This is a genomic window from Pseudomonas sp. CF161 (assembly GCF_000416215.1).
Lineage (GTDB): Bacteria > Pseudomonadota > Gammaproteobacteria > Pseudomonadales > Pseudomonadaceae > Aquipseudomonas.
The window spans coordinates 319,521-336,113 of sequence record NZ_ATLP01000089.1 but is presented as its reverse complement, the minus strand read 5'-3'; the positions used below and the strand labels follow the sequence as shown (position 1 = coordinate 336,113).

The following is a 16,593-nucleotide window of genomic DNA, read 5'->3' as shown; positions in this document are numbered from 1 at the left end:
CGGTATGGCCTTCGTACAATTTGCACAGCCCCAGGTCGTGGCCACCGACCGCCGCCAACTGGCGCCAGCGGCGCAGGGTGGCGCCCTGGCCGGGCAGGGGCAGGCGGTCCAGGCCGAGTTCAACCATCCGCCGCAACTGGCGGCCATGCTCTTCGGCGCTGGGTGCGCCGACGGGCAAGCCTTGCAGGTAACGCTCCAGGTCCATATCAGTCGTCATCCTCACGTTGCAGTTCGAAAAACAGCAGCGAGCGGCCGGTCACCGAATACTCGTGGCCGAACTGGAAGCGTTCCTGGCCGCGCACCGCCGGCTGGTTGGTGTCGATCATGCAGGTCCAGAACTCGCCCTGGGGCACTTCCGGCAGCCTGAAATTGACGATGTCGTGGTGCGAGTTGACCACCAGCAGCACCGTGGCATCGGCCCCCGGACGCAGGATCCCGGTTTCCTGGGCGCGACCGTCGAGCAGCATGCCCAGGCAGCGGCCATTGGCGTCCTGCCATTGCTCGGTGCTCATTTCATTGCCGTCCGGCGCTAGCCAGGTCACGTCCTTGACCCCGATGTCTTCGTTGTATTCGCCCACCAGGAAGCGCCCGCGGCGCAGGATCGGGTAGGCCATGCGCAGCTTGATCAGGCGCTTGACGAACTTGAGCAGCGACTTGCCGTCGTCATCCAGTTCCCAGTTGATCCAGCCGATCTCGCTGTCCTGGCAGTAGGCATTGTTGTTGCCGTGCTGGGTGCGGGCGAACTCGTCGCCGGCCACCAGCATCGGCGTGCCCTGGGCCAGCAGCAGGGTGGCGAAGAAGTTGCGCATCTGGCGCAGGCGCAGGGCATTGATTTGCGGGTCGTCGCTGGGGCCTTCGACGCCGTGGTTCCAGGACAGGTTGTTGTTGCTGCCGTCCTGGTTGTTTTCGTCGTTGGCCTCGTTGTGCTTGTCGTTGTAGGACACCAGGTCATGCAGGGTGAAACCGTCGTGGGCGGTGATGAAGTTGACCGAGGCGTACGGCCGGCGCCCGCGCTGGTTGAACATCTCGCCGGAGGCGGTCATGCGCCCGGCAAAGTCCGCCAACTGGCCGTCGTCGCCTTTCCAGAAGGCGCGCACGGTGTCGCGGAACTTGTCATTCCATTCGACCCAGCCCGGCGGGAAGCCGCCGACCTGATAGCCGCCGGGCCCGCAGTCCCAGGGTTCGGCGATCATTTTCACCTGGCGCAGCACCGGGTCCTGGCGGCAGGCCACGAGGAAGCTGTGGCGTTCGTCGAAGCCATCGTGGTAGCGGCCGAGGATGGTTGCCAGGTCGAAGCGGAAGCCATCGACGTGCATTTCCGTGGCCCAGTAGCGCAGCGAGTCGGTGACCATCTGCAACACGCAGGGGTGGCTCAGGTCCAGGGTGTTGCCGGTCCCGGAATCGTTGATGTAGAAGCGCTTGTCGTCGGGCATCAGGCGGTAGTAGGAGGCGTTGTCGATGCCGCGCATGGACAGGGTCGGGCCTTGTTCGTTGCCCTCGGCGGTGTGGTTGTAGACCACGTCCAGGATCACTTCCAGGTTGGCCTCGTGCAGGTGCGCGACCATCTCCTTGAACTCGGCGATCTTGCCGCTGGCCAGGTAGCGTGGGTCGGGGGCGAAGAAGGCGATGCTGTTGTAGCCCCAGTAGTTGGTCATGCCCTTGTGCAGCAGGTGCTGGTCATTGACGAAGGCATGGATCGGCAGCAGTTCCACCGACGACACCCCGAGCTTGCGGATGTGCTCCAGCACGTCGTCCACCATCAACCCGGCGAAGGTGCCACGCACATTCTCGGGGACGGCGGGGTGACGCATGGTGAAGCCGCGCACGTGGGTCTCGTAGATGATGGTCTTGTCCCAGGGCACGCTGACCCGCTGGTCGTGGCCCCAGGTGTGGGCCGGGTCGATAACCTTGCTCTTGGGCACGAAGGGTGCGCTGTCCCGTTCATCGAAGCTGAGGTCGGCGTCGGGGTGGCCGATGGTGTAGCCGAACAGCGCTTCAGACCACTTCAACTCGCCCACCAGTTGCTTGGCGTAGGGGTCGATCAGCAGTTTGTTGTGGTTGAAGCGGTGGCCGTTGGCCGGGTCGTAGGGGCCGTAGACCCGGTAGCCGTAGATCAGCCCCGGATGGGCGTCCGGCAGGTAGCCGTGGTAGATCTCGTCGGTGTATTCCGGCAGCTCGATGCGTTCGAGTTCGACTTCACCGGTGGCGTCGAACAGGCACAGTTCAACCTTGGTGGCATTCGCCGAAAACAGCGCAAAGTTGACACCCAGGCCGTCCCAGGTCGCACCGAGCGGAAAGGGCAGGCCTTCGCGAATGCGCGAAGCTTCGGCTTCTGGCTGGGGCGCGGCGGTTTTTTTTGGCGTGCTCATAGGTGCTCCTGCAAAGGGGTTTCAAAACGGGCTGAGGGTTTTTCCGGGCAAACGAATCCCCTGTGGCGCTCAGGCACGCCACGCATTCAATGCATTAAAAAAGGCCGGGCCCGGATTCGCATCCGGGCGCCGGGACCGGACGTCAGCTGGCCGGTGGTTTGCGGGGGGCGCGGGGTTTCTTCGGCGCCACGGCTTTTTCGCCGGGCGGGACCACCACCGTGCTGGCGGCTGCCGGCTTGGCCTTGGCCTTGGCGGCAGGTTTTGCTGCGGGCTTGGCCGCCGGCTTGGCTTTGCTGGCCTTGGGTGGCGTGCTCGGGGCCAGGGCCTCCGCTTCGGCCAGCTTGCGCGCCATCTCCCAGTGACGGGCTTCCTGGCCCTCGGGCTGGCCTTCGGATTCCCAGATTTGATAGGCAAATTCGCGAATGCGTTTATCGTCGGTGCTCATCGCAATGCTCCTGAAACTGACTCAAGTTTGGATGAAGAGGTTGACCGGGAAATCCCGCAGTGCGGAACTGATTAGCAGGTCCTTGTGGTGTGTGACTGCACCCGTTGAAAAAAGTCCCTTCAGGTTTTGTTGTGGAGCGGCGAACGGTAGATGCACCTTCGTATCGCCCCAATCCAGCGCGTGGATTCTGGGTGTTGCGCTGCTATCCAGCAGCGTGGCGGCCAGCCTTGGCACCAGGATCAGCGCCCATTGCCCGTGCAGTTCCCGGGCAAAGGCCAGCACCTGCTCGGCATGCTCGCCGCTGACCTGCAGCGGCTGGTAACGACCCCGGCGAAACAGCTCCGGGTACTGCGCACGACGTTGCAGGACCTGGGCGATCAAGGCCTGTTTGATCTGCCCGTTGCGCCATTGCTGCAGCAGGTGTTCCGGTTCGGCGGCGGCCCGCAGCGCCTGTTGCCGGGCGCTGAAATCCACGGGCCGACGGTTGTCCGGATCCACCAGGCTGAAGTCCCAGAACTCATCGCCCTGATACAGATCGGGCACTCCCGGTACGCTCATGCGCAGCAAGGATTGAGCCAGGCTGTTGAGGGCGCCGGCCGGGGCGATGGCATGGGCCGCGTGGCAGATCGCCGTGCGCAGCGCCAGGCCTTCGGGCGCCAGCAGCAGGGTCCGCAGAAACTCGCCCATGGCCTGTTCGTAACCTTCGTTGGCGGCGGCCCAGCTGCTTTGCAGCTTGGCTTCGCGCAGGGCTTTTTCCTGCCATTGCCACAGGCGCTCGGCGTAGCGTTCAAGCCCGGCCTGATCGTCCGCGCGCAACTCCAGCGGCCAACTGCCGAGCAGGGCCTGGTACAGAATCAACTCGTCGCCGGCCGAGGGGGCTGCCGGGTCGCGGCACAAGGCCTGGGCCAGGCGGCGCCACTGTTCGACCTGTTCGACGTACCACGGCGCGCGCTCGCTGAGCACCGCCAGGCGGGCGCGGCTGTCTTCACCGCGTTTGTGGTCGTGGGTGGCAGTGGCCAGGAGGTTGTCGGGGAAGTCCCGCAGGCGCTCCGCGCATTGGCGATGGAACTCGGCCGCGGGGGCACTGAACTGTTCGGTGCTGAACCCCACGTCATTGCGCGACAGCAGCACCGCCGAGCGATAGAACGCGGTGTCTTCCACGGCCTTGGCCGCTGCCGGCGAGGTCAATTGCTGAAAGCGCACGCAGGCATGCTTGAGCAGTTTGCGCGAGCGCCCGGGGGGCAGCTGGCGCCAGCCCTGGCCACCAAGCCAGCGCTCCAGGTAGTCGAGTACCGGCCAGTCGGCTTCGCCCAGGGAGCTTTTGGCGCCGTCCAGGGCCTGCTGGAAAAACCCCTGGTCCTGGGCCGAGCGCCCGCAGGCGCTGATATAGGTGCGGTACACCGGGAAGTGCACGATCAGCTCCTGCAACGCCCGGCGAATGGCGCCTAGGGTCAGGTCGCGGCTCATCACGTCCTGCCGCGCCACTTGCAGCAGGGCCTGGGCCACGCTCTCAAAATCCCCGGCCAGGGAGCCGTTGAGGATCTGCTGGCGCGCCAGCCGTGCCTCGTCGATAAAGGCCGCCGGGCGCTCGCTGTGCCGGCTCCAGAGCTCGGCCAGCGGCGCCTGGCCCCGGGGGTCGTGTTGCAGCAGCGAGACCTGGTTCATGAACTCGTAACCGGTGCTGCCGTCGACCTTCCAGTCGCGGTGCAGGGTTTCGCCTTCGCCAAGGATCTTTTCCACGTAGATCGGCAAGTGCCGCCCCGGGCTCAGGGCATCGACCCGGCGCCGCAGCTTGCGGCAGTAGCCGCGGGGGTCGGCCAGGCCGTCGATATGGTCGATGCGCAGGCCGTCCACCAGGCCCTGGCTGATCAGCTCGAAGATCTTGGCGTGGGTGGCTTCGAACACGGCGGGGCGCTCGACCCGCAAGCCCCCCAGTTCGTTGACGTCGAAGAAGCGCCGCCAGTTGATGTCGTCGGCCGCCGTGCGCCAGCTGGCCAGGCGATAGCTTTGCTGTTCCAGCAGTGCGTGCAAGCGGGCAAAACCCTCGGTCTGGCGGGCGTCGTACAGCGCCAGGGTACGCTCGACGGCCTGGTGGATGGCCGGGTCCGCCAGCCGTTCGCGCAGCGCCTGTTGCAAGGGTTGCGCCCGGGCGTGGGCGTCGGGCTGGTAGCGCAGGGTGCTGAACTGATCGGCCAGGGCCTTGAGCGCCTCGGCCTGCCGGGCACTCAAATGGGCGTCGGGCTTGAGCAGTTCGCCGTAGTCGCTGGGGCAGATCGGGAAGCGATGATCGTAGTGCTGGGCGTGGAACTCACCCTGCTCGGCGTCCAGTTGCAGCACCAGGCTGCCTTCCTGCAAGACCGTGCCGTAGTCGTTGCCCAGGAACGGCAGCAGCAGTTGCCCCTCCATCAGGGGATCGGGGGAGTGCCACTGAATATCGAAGAACTCGCCGTAGGGACTCAGGCGCCCCCATTGCAGCAGGTCCAGCCACCAGGGGTTATCGGCACCGCCGACCGCCATGTGGTTGGACACGATGTCCAGAATCAGGCCCATGCCGTGTTGCCGCAGGCTGGCCACCAGGCGCTTGAGGGCCGCCTCGCCGCCCAGTTCGGGGTTGACCCGAGTCGGATCGACCACGTCATAGCCGTGCATCGAGCCGGCCCGGGCGCACAGCAGCGGCGAGGCATAGACGTGGCTGATGCCCAGTTCGGCGAAGTACGGCACCAGCGGCACCGCGTCGTCCAGGGTGAAGCCTTTATGAAACTGCAGGCGCAGGCTGGCCCGCAGCAGGGGTTCGAACGCTGGGCTCATTGGTCACGCTCGACAGCCTGTTGCCGGGCGCAGGCCAGCAGTTCCAGGCGCCGCGCGGCATCCGGGTCGTCCAGCAGCTCACGGGCCGGGCGCGCCAGGCGCCGGCGCCAATTGGGGTGGCTGTCGGTGGTGCCGGGCAGGTTGGGTTGCTCGTCGACACCCAGGGCATCCTCCAGCGGCAACAGCACCAGGGGCGCGCGGGTGTGGCCCAGAAAACGCACGCTGGCGTCCACCACTTCATCGGCTTCGTGGGCCTGTTCGCGAAAGTTCTGCGGGTCCTGGCTTAGGGCGTGGCGCAGGCCGTTGCGCTCGTGCTGGCGGTGCTCGCGCCAGTGGGTGGCGCCGTTTTCATCCACCAGGCCCAGGCGCAGGTTCCAGTCGATATCGCGGCCCTGCCACCAGCCATTGAGGGTGGGCAGGTCATGGGTGCTGGTGGTGGCCAGGGCGTTGTCGGGCCAGTCGAGGATGGGTCTGAAATGGCAGCCGTGGTCCTGCTCGAACAGCAGCACCCGCATGCCGAGAATCGAGCGCGCCGCGAGCTTTTCCCGCAGGCCGTCGGCCACCGTGCCCAGGTCTTCGCCGAGGACGATGGCCTGGTGCCGATGGGATTCCAGGGTCAGCAGGCGCAGCAGGTCATCCACCGGGTAATACAGGTAGGCACCGTCGCTTGGCGGCGAGCCCAGTGGGATCACCCACAGCCGTTGCAGGCCCATCACATGGTCGATGCGCAAGCCGCCGGCATGGGCGAAGTTGGCCCGGAGCATTTCGATAAAGGCGTGGTAGCCGTTGCGCACCAGGCCTTCGGGGGAGAACGCCGAGATGCCCCAGCCCTGGCCCTGGCGGTTGAGGATGTCGGGGGGCGCGCCCACGGTCAGTTCTGCCAGCAATTCGTCCTGACGACTCCAGGCCTGGCTGCCGCCGCCGTCGGCACCCACCGCCAGGTCGGCTATCAGGCCGATGCCCATGCCGCTGCTGCGGGCCGCACTCTGGGCGCGGGCCAGGCCACGGTCGATGAGCCATTGGCAGAAGGCGTAGAAGCCGATTTCCCCGGCGTTTTCTTCGGCAAAGCGTGCCAGTTCCGGGCTGCGCGGGTTGCGCCAGGCGTCGGGCCAGTGGCGCCAATCGAGGCTTTCGCCGCGGGCGCTGCGTTCGGCTTGCAGGGCTTCGAAGCGGCAGTGGTTTTCCAGGGCTTCGCCGCTGGCGTGGCGGAAACTGGCGAAGTCCTCGTGCAACGGGTGCTGGCCGCTGCCAAAGCCCCGGTACAGCTCGCGCAGCAGGGTCTGTTTGGTTTGCGCTGCCAGCGGCCAGTCGATCAGGGGTTGTTGTTCCAGCTGGTGCAGGGTCGCGCCGAGGCCGCAGGCGTCGATCGCGCTCTGCCAGGCGTGCTCGCCGAGAATGCTCGCCGGCGCGCAATACAGGCTGTTGAGAAACAGGCGGCTGGAGGGTGAGTAGGGGCTGTAGCGGCTGCTGTCGCTGCTGAACATGGCGTGCAGCGGGCTGATGGCCAGGGCATCGGCGCCGCGCTCGCCGGCGACCCGGGCCAGCTCCTCAAGGGTCTGGGTATCGCCGAAGCCGCCATCTCCGGCGCGGCGCAACGAGTACAGCTGGACACTCAGGCCCCAGGCCCGGGGCGTTGGCTGGTCCACGGCATCGGCCACGCTGTGGCAATGCTCGGGCGCCACGGCCAGGGTGAAGTGCTGGTCGTCGATGCTCACGGCCTGATAACCCACCGGCACCAGCCCGGGCAACACGGCGTCGGCGTCGAGTTTGAGGTTGAGGATCGAACCGTCTTCGAGGTGAATTTCACAGGGGCTGTGGGGCGCAAAATAGTGCGCCAGGTCCAGGCCCTGGCCGGCATCTACGGTCAACAGTGGCGGCAGGTGCCGGGTCTGTTGCACCGCTTGCAGTTGCAGCAGGCTTTGTTCGATGTGTTCATCGGTGTCGGCGGGGTGGCCGAGGCCTTTGAGCACGGCGCGCAGTACGCGCGGTTCGACCCGCTGCGGCCGGCCGTTGGCGTCGATCCAGTCGACGGCCAGGCCAGCTCGGCTGGCCAGTATTTCCAGGTGCGCATCGCTCATGGACGCTCTCCATCAAGGGGTGCGGAAGGGGGTACGGCGGTCAGGCTGACCCGCGCGCTGTAGCCGCCGAGGCGACCGGGGTGCATCGAGGTCGGGTCCTGGGCCGGGTAGTGCAACAGTGGCCGGGCATCGTCGAGCGGGGGCAGGGCCACGCTGTCGGCGCCGAGGTTGAGATCGATGCGCAGCAGGCTGCCGTCGCCCAGGCGCCAGCGGGCACTGACCGCGCCGTCGGCCAGGACTTCCGCGCCCAGGGCCAGGGCCCCCGGCAGGCGCGGGATGATGTACTGGTGACGCAGGCTCAGCAGGTGCTGGTACAGGGCGCGGGTGGCCGCTCCCTGCTCCGGGCTGGGTTGGGGTCTTGAGGCGTGGAAGGTGGACGGCGCGTTGGGGTCGGGGATCCGCTCCCGTTGCTGCGGATCGGTGAACACGCTGAAGTCGGCGAATTCATTGCGCCGGCCTTCACGCACGGCGTCGGCCAATTCGCCATGGTGGCTGGTGAAAAACAGGAACGGCTCGGCCGCCGCGTATTCGTCGCCCATGAACAACAGCGGGATCATCGGCGACAGCAGCAGCAACACCGTGGCCGCCTCCAGGGCCTGGGGCGGCGCCAGGCGGTTCAGGCGTTCGCCAAAGGCGCGGTTGCCGACCTGATCGTGATTCTGCAGAAACAGCACAAAGGCACTGGGTGGCAGATGGCCGCTGGGTTCGCCACGAGCATTGCCGTGGCGGGTGCGATGGCCCTGGTAGACAAACCCCTGGCTCAGGCAGCGCGCCAGCTTGGCCGTGGGTTGCTCGGCGAAGTCGGCGTAATAGGCATCGGTTTCACCGGTCAGCAGCACGTGCAGGGCGTTGTGCCCGTCATCGTTCCACTGCGCATCGAAACCCTGTTCGAGAAGGCTGGCCTGGTTGAACTCGTTTTCCAGGGTGAGCCACACCTGCCGTCCCGGGGCGACCTGGCTGCGCACGCGGCGCGCCAGTTCCTGGAGAAAGTCCGGGTTGTCGATGGCGTGCACCGCGTCCAGGCGCAGGCCGTCGAAGCGGTATTCGAGCAGCCACATCAGGGCATTGTCGATAAAGAAGTCGCGCACCTCGCGGCGGCGGAAGTCGATGGCGGCGCCCCATGGGGTGTGTTTGTCTTCGCGAAAGAAGCGCTTGGCGTAGTGGTGCAGGTAGTTGCCGTCGGGGCCGAAGTGGTTGTAGACCACGTCGAGGATCACCGCCAGGCCCAGGCCGTGGGCGCTGTCGATCAGGAGCTTGAGGTCCTGGGGCGAACCATAGGAGGCTTGCGGCGCATAGGGCAGGACCCCGTCGTAGCCCCAGTTGCGGCTCCCCGGGAACTGCGCCAGCGGCATCAGCTCGATGGCGGTGATGCCCAACCGCGCCAACGCCGGCAGTTGTTCTGCCACCGCGCGATAGCCACCGAGCACCCCCACGTGCAGCTCGTAAATCACCGCCTGGTGCCAGGGCCGGCCCTGCCAGAGCGGGTGTTGCCACTCGTAGGCGCGGGGGGCGACCACCACGCTCGGCGAGCCGATGTCGCCGGCCTGGAAGCGGGAGGCCGGGTCAGGCACCTCCAGTTCGCCATCGATCTTGAACCGATAGTGGCTGCCGGCCGGGCAGCGGGCCTGCAGCACGTACCAGCCCTCGGCCTGGGGCTGCATGGGCAGGGAGCGCCCATCTTGCAATTCAACCTTTACTTCATGTGCATCGGGCGCCCACAAGGCGAAGCGGGTATGTTCCGCATCCAGCATGATCGCGCCGTGGGGCCAGGTTTCCAGAGTCCTTGACGGCATCCATGTGGCCTCTTACTTGTGCATCGATTTACCCAGCGCCTTGGCAACCAGTTGTTCGTAGAGTTCGGCGTAGGGTTCGACCGCCTTGCACCAGTTGAAGGGCGCGGCCATGGCCCGGCAGCGCATGGCATTGAGCAGCTCGGGGTAGGCAAACACCTTGAATGCCCGTTGCAGGGCTTCTTCGTAGCTGGGCACGGTGGACTCGTCGAACAGGAACCCGGTCACGCCGTTTTCGATGGTGTCGGCCAGGCCCCCGGTGTTGCGTGCCACCGGCAGGGAGCCGAAGCGCTGGGCGTACATCTGGCTCAGGCCGCAAGGTTCGTAGCGCGACGGCATCAGCAGGAAATCGCTGCCGGCGAACATGCGTCGGGCGTCGGTTTCGTTAAAGCCGATATGCACCCCGATCTGCCCTGGAAAACGCTGGGCCAGGGCGCGCATGGCCTGTTCTTCTTCCGGCTCGCCACGTCCGATGATGGCGATCTGGCCACCGGACTTGACGATAAACTCGGCCACGCCCTCGGTGAGGTCCAGGCCCTTTTGGTAGACCAGGCGCGAGACCACGGCGAACAGCGGGCCCGACGAAGGGTCGAGGCCGAACATCTGCCGGACATGGTCGGCGTTGACCGCCTTGCCGTCCCAGTCGCCAATCCCGAATGGGCGGAACAGGTGCGGATCGCTGGTGGAATCCCAGCTTTCATCGATGCCGTTGGGGATACCGCTGAGCAGGCCCTGCTGGGTCTTGCTGGCCAAAAAGCCGTCCAGCCCGCAGCCGAAGGCCGGGGTGGTGATTTCCTGGGCGTAGGTGGCGCTGACCGTGGTGATGTGGCTGGAGTAGGCCATGCCGGCCTTGAGGAACGACAGCTTGCCGTAGAACTCCATGCCTTCCTGTTGCAGGGCATGTTCGGGAATCCCCAGCTCCGGGCAGCAGGCCAGGCTGACCACGCCCTGATACGCCAGGTTATGGATGGTGAACAGGGTCGGGGTGCGTTGGCCGCGCCAGTGCATATAGGCCGGGGCCAGGCCGGCGGGCCAGTCGTGGGCGTGCACCAGATCGGGGCACCAGTGGATCTGTGCCAGGTTGGCAGCGATATCGGCGGCGGCCAGCCCCAGGCGGGCGAAACGAATGTGGTTGTCCGGCCAGTCGCGGCCGTTGTTGGCGCCGTAAGGCGTGCCTTCGCGCTCATAGAGCTCGGGGCAGATCAGCACGTAGATGACCAGGCCGTCGGGCATGTCCATGCGCCCGATCTTGCAGGCCGGCAAGGCCGCGTGGCCGCCCAGCTCACCGATGATATGGATCGGGTTTTCGCTGTGCAGCACCTGCGGGTAGCCGGGAATCAGGACCCGGACATCGTGCAGGTGGGACATGGCCCGGGGGAGTGCCGCCGAGACGTCGCCCAGGCCGCCGGTTTTCACCAGGTCGGCGATTTCCGAGGTCACGAACAGGACTTTCTTGCGGTTGGGATTGATCCGATGAATCGGCGAAACCGTTTTGCCACCCGGAGCGAGCATGGACTTGTTGGCCGCTTCACTGGCCTGAGGCTGAGGTTGTTCTCCCTGGGTTTCCAATACGGCACTGATCATGTGTCTCTCCCATTTTATTGATCTGGTCCTGGTCTCATACCTGCACTGGCGCCGGTTCGCTGCCTGAATTGGGCCTGGAGCCGGGCGCACAAGCGCTACGCAATGAAGAGCCAAGGCAGCCCATTGCGTCGAAGCAAAAAGGGTGAAAGGGGCATTGCAAGGATTGCACCAGTCGCTATGGCCCCACCTTTAAGCTGACCCAAGGGCTACAGCAAAAGTTTCGACTATTTTTCAGTAAGAGTGACTGTTCGGTCACTTTGTGAAAACCAGTCTAGGACAGAACCTAGAGCCTGGCAGGCGCGATCGGGGAATAAGTTCGACCAGCGGCGACAGCGGGCGCAAATAACCCGACGAAAGGTAGGGGTTGCACTGCGGGGGGGCGGACACATGCGGCCCGTGGCGCGAAAAAGCACCGCCAGGGGCGAGGTCGCGGTGCGTGCGCAAACCGCCGCGCACGAAAGCGGTGCGCGGTTCTGGCGTGGCGCCGGGCGCTCTAGTTGAGCGGGCGCAATGCCTGGCCGGCGTGCCAGGCCAGCAGGTCCTCGATCATCTGCCCATAAAACTGGCGGTAGTTGTTGCGGCTGACGTAGCCAAGATGGGGCGTGGCCAGCACCGTGGGCAGGTGGCGCAGGGGATGATCGGCAGGCAGTGGCTCCGGATCGAACACATCCAGCGCCGCGCCACCCAGGCGGCCCTGTTGCAGGGCAGCGATCAGCGCCGCCTCATCGACGATCGGCCCGCGCGCGGTGTTCACCAGCAGCGCCGCAGGTTTCATCCAGCCCAGGGCCTGGGCGTCCACCAGGCCACGGCTGCGCTCGCTGAGCACCAGGTGCACCGAGAGCACATCGGCCTGTTCGAACAGTTGCTGTTTGCTGACCAGGGTCACCCCGACCTCGGCGGCGCGCTCCGGGGTCAGGTTCTGGCTCCAGGCGATCACGCGCATGCCGAACACCTGGCCGAACTGCGCCACCCGCTGGCCGATGCTGCCCAGGCCGAGAATGCCCAGGGTCTTGCCATGCAGGTCGCCGCCCAGGCCTTGCTGCCAGCCGCCGTTGCGCAGGGAGGTGGCTTCGGCCAGCAGGTTGCGGGTGTGGGCCATGATCAGGGCCCAGGTCAGTTCGGGGGCGGCGTGCTTGTAGCTGTCGGTGCCGCACACCTGGATCCCCAGGCTGCTGGCCGCCGCGAGGTCGATGGCGGCATTGCGCATGCCGCCGGTCAGCAGCAGCTTGAGGCGCGGCAGGCTGCGCAACAGGGCCGCGTCGAAGCGGGTGCGCTCGCGCATCACGCAGATCACCTCGAAACCGGCCAGGCGCTGGCTCAAGGTCGCGGTGTCGGCCGGGTAGTCATGGACAAAGGTGACCTCGCCAATGCCTTGCACTGGCGACCAGTCCACCACGTCTCGGGCGACCTGTTGCCAGTCATCGATTACCGCAATCTTCAGGGTCATGGGGCGGCTCCTGGGGCTGGGGAAACTGCACGCTCAACCGGGTTGTTGCACGTCTGGGCAGGCAGGGCGTAGCGGATGGCAGAGGATCTTGGCGCAAATCCGCTGCGAATTCCACGCCCCCGGAGGGCAAGGATTCAGTCGGTAATGCCCAGGGTCAGCAAGGCCAGCACGGCATAACGTGCGCCCTTGGCCAGGGTCACGATCAGCAGGAAACGCTTGAGCGGCTCACCCATGACCCCGGCCACCAGGGTCAGAGGGTCACCGATGATGGGCACCCAGCTCAGCAGCAGCGACCAGTGCCCGTAGCGCTGGTAATGCACGCGGGCGCGCTCCAGGTGGCGGGGGCTGACCGGGAACCAGCGCCGGCCCTTGAAGCGTTCGAGGCGCCGCCCCAGCCACCAGTTGAGCAGCGAGCCGAGGACATTGCCCAGGGTCGCGCTGAGCAACAGCAGCCACAGCGCGTAGTGCGGGTTGAGCAGCAGGCCGACCAGCAGCGCTTCCGATTGCAGGGGCAGCAGGGTGGCGGCGCCGAACGCCGCGAGAAACAGCCCGAGGTAGCCGAGGATCAATGGGCCGGGTAGTCCGCGACCACGACGTCCTGGCCGTCTTTGGTCAGGCCGATGACCTGGTAGGCGTCGGCGGGCATGCCGTCCATCTCCATGCCGGGCGAACCCATGGGCATGCCCGGGGCGGCGATGCCCAGCAGGTCGCTGCGGTTGCGCAGGGCCAGGACCTGCTCGGCCGGGACGTGGCCTTCGACGAATTTGCCGTCGATCACCGCGGTGTGGCAGGAGGCCAGGCGTGGTGCCACGCCGAGGCGCTGCTTGACCGCGCTCATGTTGCTTTCAACGTGGTCCTCGACCTTGAAGCCGTTGGCTTCCAGGTGCTTGATCCATGCCTTGCAGCAACCGCAGTTGGCGTCGCGGTGCACTTCAATCGGGATGGGCGCGGCGGCCTGGGCCAGGGACGTGACAAACAGGGCCGAGAGGGCGGCCAGGCGCAGGGTGTTTTTCATGACAGGTCTCGTGATCAATGGAGGTCCGGGGGGCGGTGCATTTTGAGCTTTTTTCGAGGCGTCGCCGGGCACTTGTGTTGCAAGGTTATACAAACAACAGCACGCCTCTTAGCCGCCGCCTGTGCCAGCGGCTACGGGTATTGGGGGGGGAGGTTACACCGTGGTTGCTGACAGCCCACTGAGGGCGACATTACAGATTTGTCAGCAAGGGGGGATTTCCAGCTTGTGCTTGAGGTTATCCAAAGCCCGGTTCGACTGTTCCACCAGGCGCGAGTGGATGCCGCCCAGGTTGAGGTCGGAGGTGTAGTGCAGGGTGCGCTTGAACAGGGTCGCGTTGCCCCGGGTCTGCAGTTGGTAATGCAAGGTGCCGTCCACGGCGATGGAGCTGAACACCGCCTTGAATTCCCGGGGCGGGAGGGCGGTGATCACCCGGCAATTGAGGTGCACTTGCACCCCCAGCAGGTCGATGACTCCGGTAAAGCGCTGGCCCAGGGGCAGGGAGCCCGGATGGTTGGTGCTGGCGCTGAGGGCCGTGGGGTGCCATTCGTGCCAGCGCTCGGGCTGGGTCACGTAGTCATAAACCTGGTCGATGCCTGCTTTTATATAGAGCTCATTGATGATGTGCTCGTCCAGCAGATGCGATTGGCGCTGTCCCATGCTGCACCTCCTTGTGACCGGAGCTGCAAATATAGCTGCACTGGCGCGCCACGCACGCCCGTGCAGCCGACCGTTCAGCGGACTTTGAAGCGCGCCATCAGGGCGCTGACCCGGTTGTTGGCCTGCAGCAGGCTCTGAGTGTTGCTGGCGCTGGCCTGGCCGCTGTCGACCAGTTGCTCGACCATGTGCCTGATGCTGACCATGCTGCGGTTGATCTCTTCGGTCACCGCGCTTTGTTGTTCGGCAGCGGTGGCGATCTGGGTACTGAGGCTGTTGATCTGGTTGACCGAGCCGGCCATTTCATCCAGCCCGGAGTTGACCCGGGCCGTGGCGTCCGCCGCCGACTGGCAGCTGGCCTGGGTGTTTTCCATGGCGCTGACCGACGAGCTGACGCCCAGGGTCAGGCGGTTGAGCATCTCGTTGATCTCCGAGGTGCTGGCCTGGGTGCGGGCGGCGAGGGCGCGCACTTCGTCGGCCACCACCGCAAAACCACGGCCTTGCTCGCCGGCCCGGGCGGCTTCGATGGCGGCGTTCAGCGCCAGCAGGTTGGTCTGCCCGGCAATGGCGCCGATCACCCCGAGGATCTCGGTGATGCGCTGGGCATCCTGCTGCATGGCTTCGACCTTGTGGGTGGCGCTGGCCACCTCGTCGATCAGCGCCACCACGCTGCTCGACGCTTCGCCGACCACCACCCGCGAGCGTTCGGCGTGTTCGTTGGCGCGCTGGGTAAAGGCCGCGGTCTGTGCGGCATTGGCCGCGACGCTGTCGGCGGTGGCGCTCATTTCGGTGATGGCGGTGACGGTCTGGTCGGTTTCCGAGGCATGCCGCGCGAGGATCTGCGTGGTCTGGGTCGAGGTCCGTTGCAATTGCTCCAGGCTGTTGGCCATGGCCCCGGTGGCCTCGGTCACCTCACCGATCATGTTCTGCAGGTAGACGATAAAGCGATTGACCGAATGGCCGATGGCCCCCAGTTCGTCTTCGGCGCGAATGGTGATGCGCCGCGTCAGGTCGGCATCGCCGGTGGACAGCGCGTCGATATTGGCCTTGAGCGCCTTCATCCGCTGCACCAGCTGGCGGATCGCATACACCTGCAACAGCACCAGCAGCACGATCATCGGGATCTGCAACAGGCTCAGGGTGCTCAGCACGTCGTCACGCTGGGCAGTGATCAACTCGGTCGGCAGGGCGCTGGCCAGGAACCACGGGGAGCCCTCGATCGGGCGCATGAAGAAGGTGCTGGCGACCCCGGCGTTGTCGAACTCGACCCGTTGCAACGAGGTATCGCGGCGCTCCAGCCCGGCCTTGACCTGGGCGGCGAACGGCGAGCTGGCGACCAGTTCGCTGATGTTCTTGAGCACGATCTGGCCGTTGATGCGCGAGCTGTTGCTGATGATCTTGCCGTCGGCCTCGACGATCAGCATCTCGGCCTTGAGGTCCTGTTCCTTGCGCGCCACCAGGTCGTTGAAGAAGCCCAGGGTCACGTCGATGGTCGCCACGCCGTAGGGCACGCCGTCCCGGGTAATGGCCATGGCGCAGTTGGTGCGCGGCTCGGCGCTGGCGTCATCCTTGTAGGCGGCGGCCCAGGCACATTGCCCACGCGGGGTCTGCATGCCGCCCTTGTACCAGGACTGGTCGTAATAGTTGGGCGCCGGGTCGCTGTTCCAGAAGGTATTGACCGTGAGCTTGCCGGAGGCATCGCGGTGCCAGAAGGTGCTGTGCTTGTTGCGCCCCGGGGTGCGCTGGCCGGGCAGGGGCCAGATGCCGCCGCCAAACACTTTCAGCTCGCCGTACTGGTCCACCAGGCCCGGCAGGACCTTGTCGATGGTGTCGCTGTCGAGCAGGGGAATGGTCTGGGTGATGGTGCGTTGCTGGGCCTGGACCTTGTTCAGTTCGCCTTGGATCTGCTGGGCCACTTCGGCAATGCGGTTGAGGGCCACCTGTTCTTCGGTGTGGCGCAATTTGGGCGCTACCAACTGGCTGATGCCGACGACTGTCAGCACAAACATCAGCAGGATGAACAGGACCAGAAACAACGTGTAGCGAGCTTGGATCGTGCGCAGTGCGGGCATTGGACCTGTCCTTACGAAGCGTTTCTTATTATTCGAAGCGAGCGCCCCCGATCAGGGCTTCGTCAGGTTGTCGGCGTGCTTTTGCCCAGCTTTAGTACGTTCGTACAAGAAAGTTATGGCCGCGATCGCTTGATATCGCTGCGATGTATCCGAGACCGTTCAATTGCGTGGGCTGCAGGTCTGAAAACAGACTTGAAAAGGACCGTGGACACGTTGTGCTGATGAGTACAGGCCTTGTAGAACGTGGCTTGGCAGGTTTGTATCGAAAATGTACAAGATTTGTAAATTTCCGAAATAAAGCGTTGTTGGAGGGCGATGGCACGTTGATACT

10 protein-coding genes and 3 pseudogenes are annotated in these 16,593 nt (G+C 65.5%); all 13 read right to left on the bottom strand.

Annotated features, from left to right (window positions below; genetic code table 11):
- Positions 1-205 (bottom strand): annotated as a pseudogene (locus tag CF161_RS18740) (acyl-CoA dehydrogenase); the annotation flags it as partial.
- Position 206: 1 nt separating this feature from the next.
- Positions 207-2,369: a glycogen debranching protein GlgX gene (gene glgX / locus CF161_RS18735; RefSeq protein ID WP_020298168.1), complete on the bottom strand. Its 2,163-nt coding sequence runs from the start codon at positions 2,367-2,369 to the stop codon at positions 207-209.
- A gap of 142 nt (positions 2,370-2,511) precedes the next feature.
- The gene (locus tag CF161_RS18730; protein ID WP_020298167.1) at positions 2,512-2,814 is read right to left on the bottom strand and encodes a DUF2934 domain-containing protein; all 303 of its coding nucleotides are present in this window, start codon (positions 2,812-2,814) and stop codon (positions 2,512-2,514) included.
- 21 nt (positions 2,815-2,835) lie between these two features.
- The gene (locus CF161_RS18725; protein WP_020298166.1) at positions 2,836-5,622 is read right to left on the bottom strand and encodes a malto-oligosyltrehalose synthase; all 2,787 of its coding nucleotides are present in this window, start codon (positions 5,620-5,622) and stop codon (positions 2,836-2,838) included.
- Positions 5,619-7,700, bottom strand: a complete 2,082-nt coding sequence (malQ, locus tag CF161_RS18720; RefSeq protein WP_020298165.1) for a 4-alpha-glucanotransferase — start codon at positions 7,698-7,700, stop codon at positions 5,619-5,621. Before malQ ends, CF161_RS18725 begins: the two co-directional genes overlap by 4 nt.
- Positions 7,697-9,493, bottom strand: coding sequence for a malto-oligosyltrehalose trehalohydrolase (treZ, locus tag CF161_RS18715; protein ID WP_043229786.1), 1,797 nt, complete (start codon positions 9,491-9,493; stop codon positions 7,697-7,699). The genes malQ and treZ overlap by 4 nt, the downstream gene beginning before the upstream one ends.
- A 12-nt stretch (positions 9,494-9,505) precedes the next feature.
- Entirely contained in the window at positions 9,506-11,074 is a 1,569-nt protein-coding gene (gene glgA, locus CF161_RS18710; protein ID WP_020298163.1) for a glycogen synthase GlgA, read from the bottom strand.
- A gap of 493 nt (positions 11,075-11,567) precedes the next feature.
- On the bottom strand, positions 11,568-12,521 hold the full coding sequence (locus CF161_RS18705; protein WP_020298162.1) for a D-2-hydroxyacid dehydrogenase family protein: 954 nt from the start codon (positions 12,519-12,521) through the stop codon (positions 11,568-11,570).
- Positions 12,522-12,655: 134 nt separating this feature from the next.
- Entirely contained in the window at positions 12,656-13,090 is a 435-nt protein-coding gene (locus CF161_RS18700) for a YqaA family protein (RefSeq protein ID WP_020298161.1), read from the bottom strand.
- Entirely contained in the window at positions 13,087-13,536 is a 450-nt protein-coding gene (locus CF161_RS18695) for a DUF411 domain-containing protein (RefSeq protein WP_020298160.1), read from the bottom strand. The genes CF161_RS18700 and CF161_RS18695 overlap by 4 nt, the downstream gene beginning before the upstream one ends.
- 201 nt (positions 13,537-13,737) lie before the next feature.
- The gene (locus tag CF161_RS18690) at positions 13,738-14,193 is read right to left on the bottom strand and encodes an SRPBCC family protein (RefSeq protein ID WP_020298159.1); all 456 of its coding nucleotides are present in this window, start codon (positions 14,191-14,193) and stop codon (positions 13,738-13,740) included.
- A gap of 74 nt (positions 14,194-14,267) precedes the next feature.
- Positions 14,268-14,795, bottom strand: a pseudogene (locus CF161_RS33705) (methyl-accepting chemotaxis protein); the annotation flags it as partial.
- 333 nt (positions 14,796-15,128) lie between these two features.
- Positions 15,129-16,199: pseudogene (locus CF161_RS33700) on the bottom strand (cache domain-containing protein); the annotation flags it as partial.
- Positions 16,200-16,593: the final 394 nt, after the last annotated feature.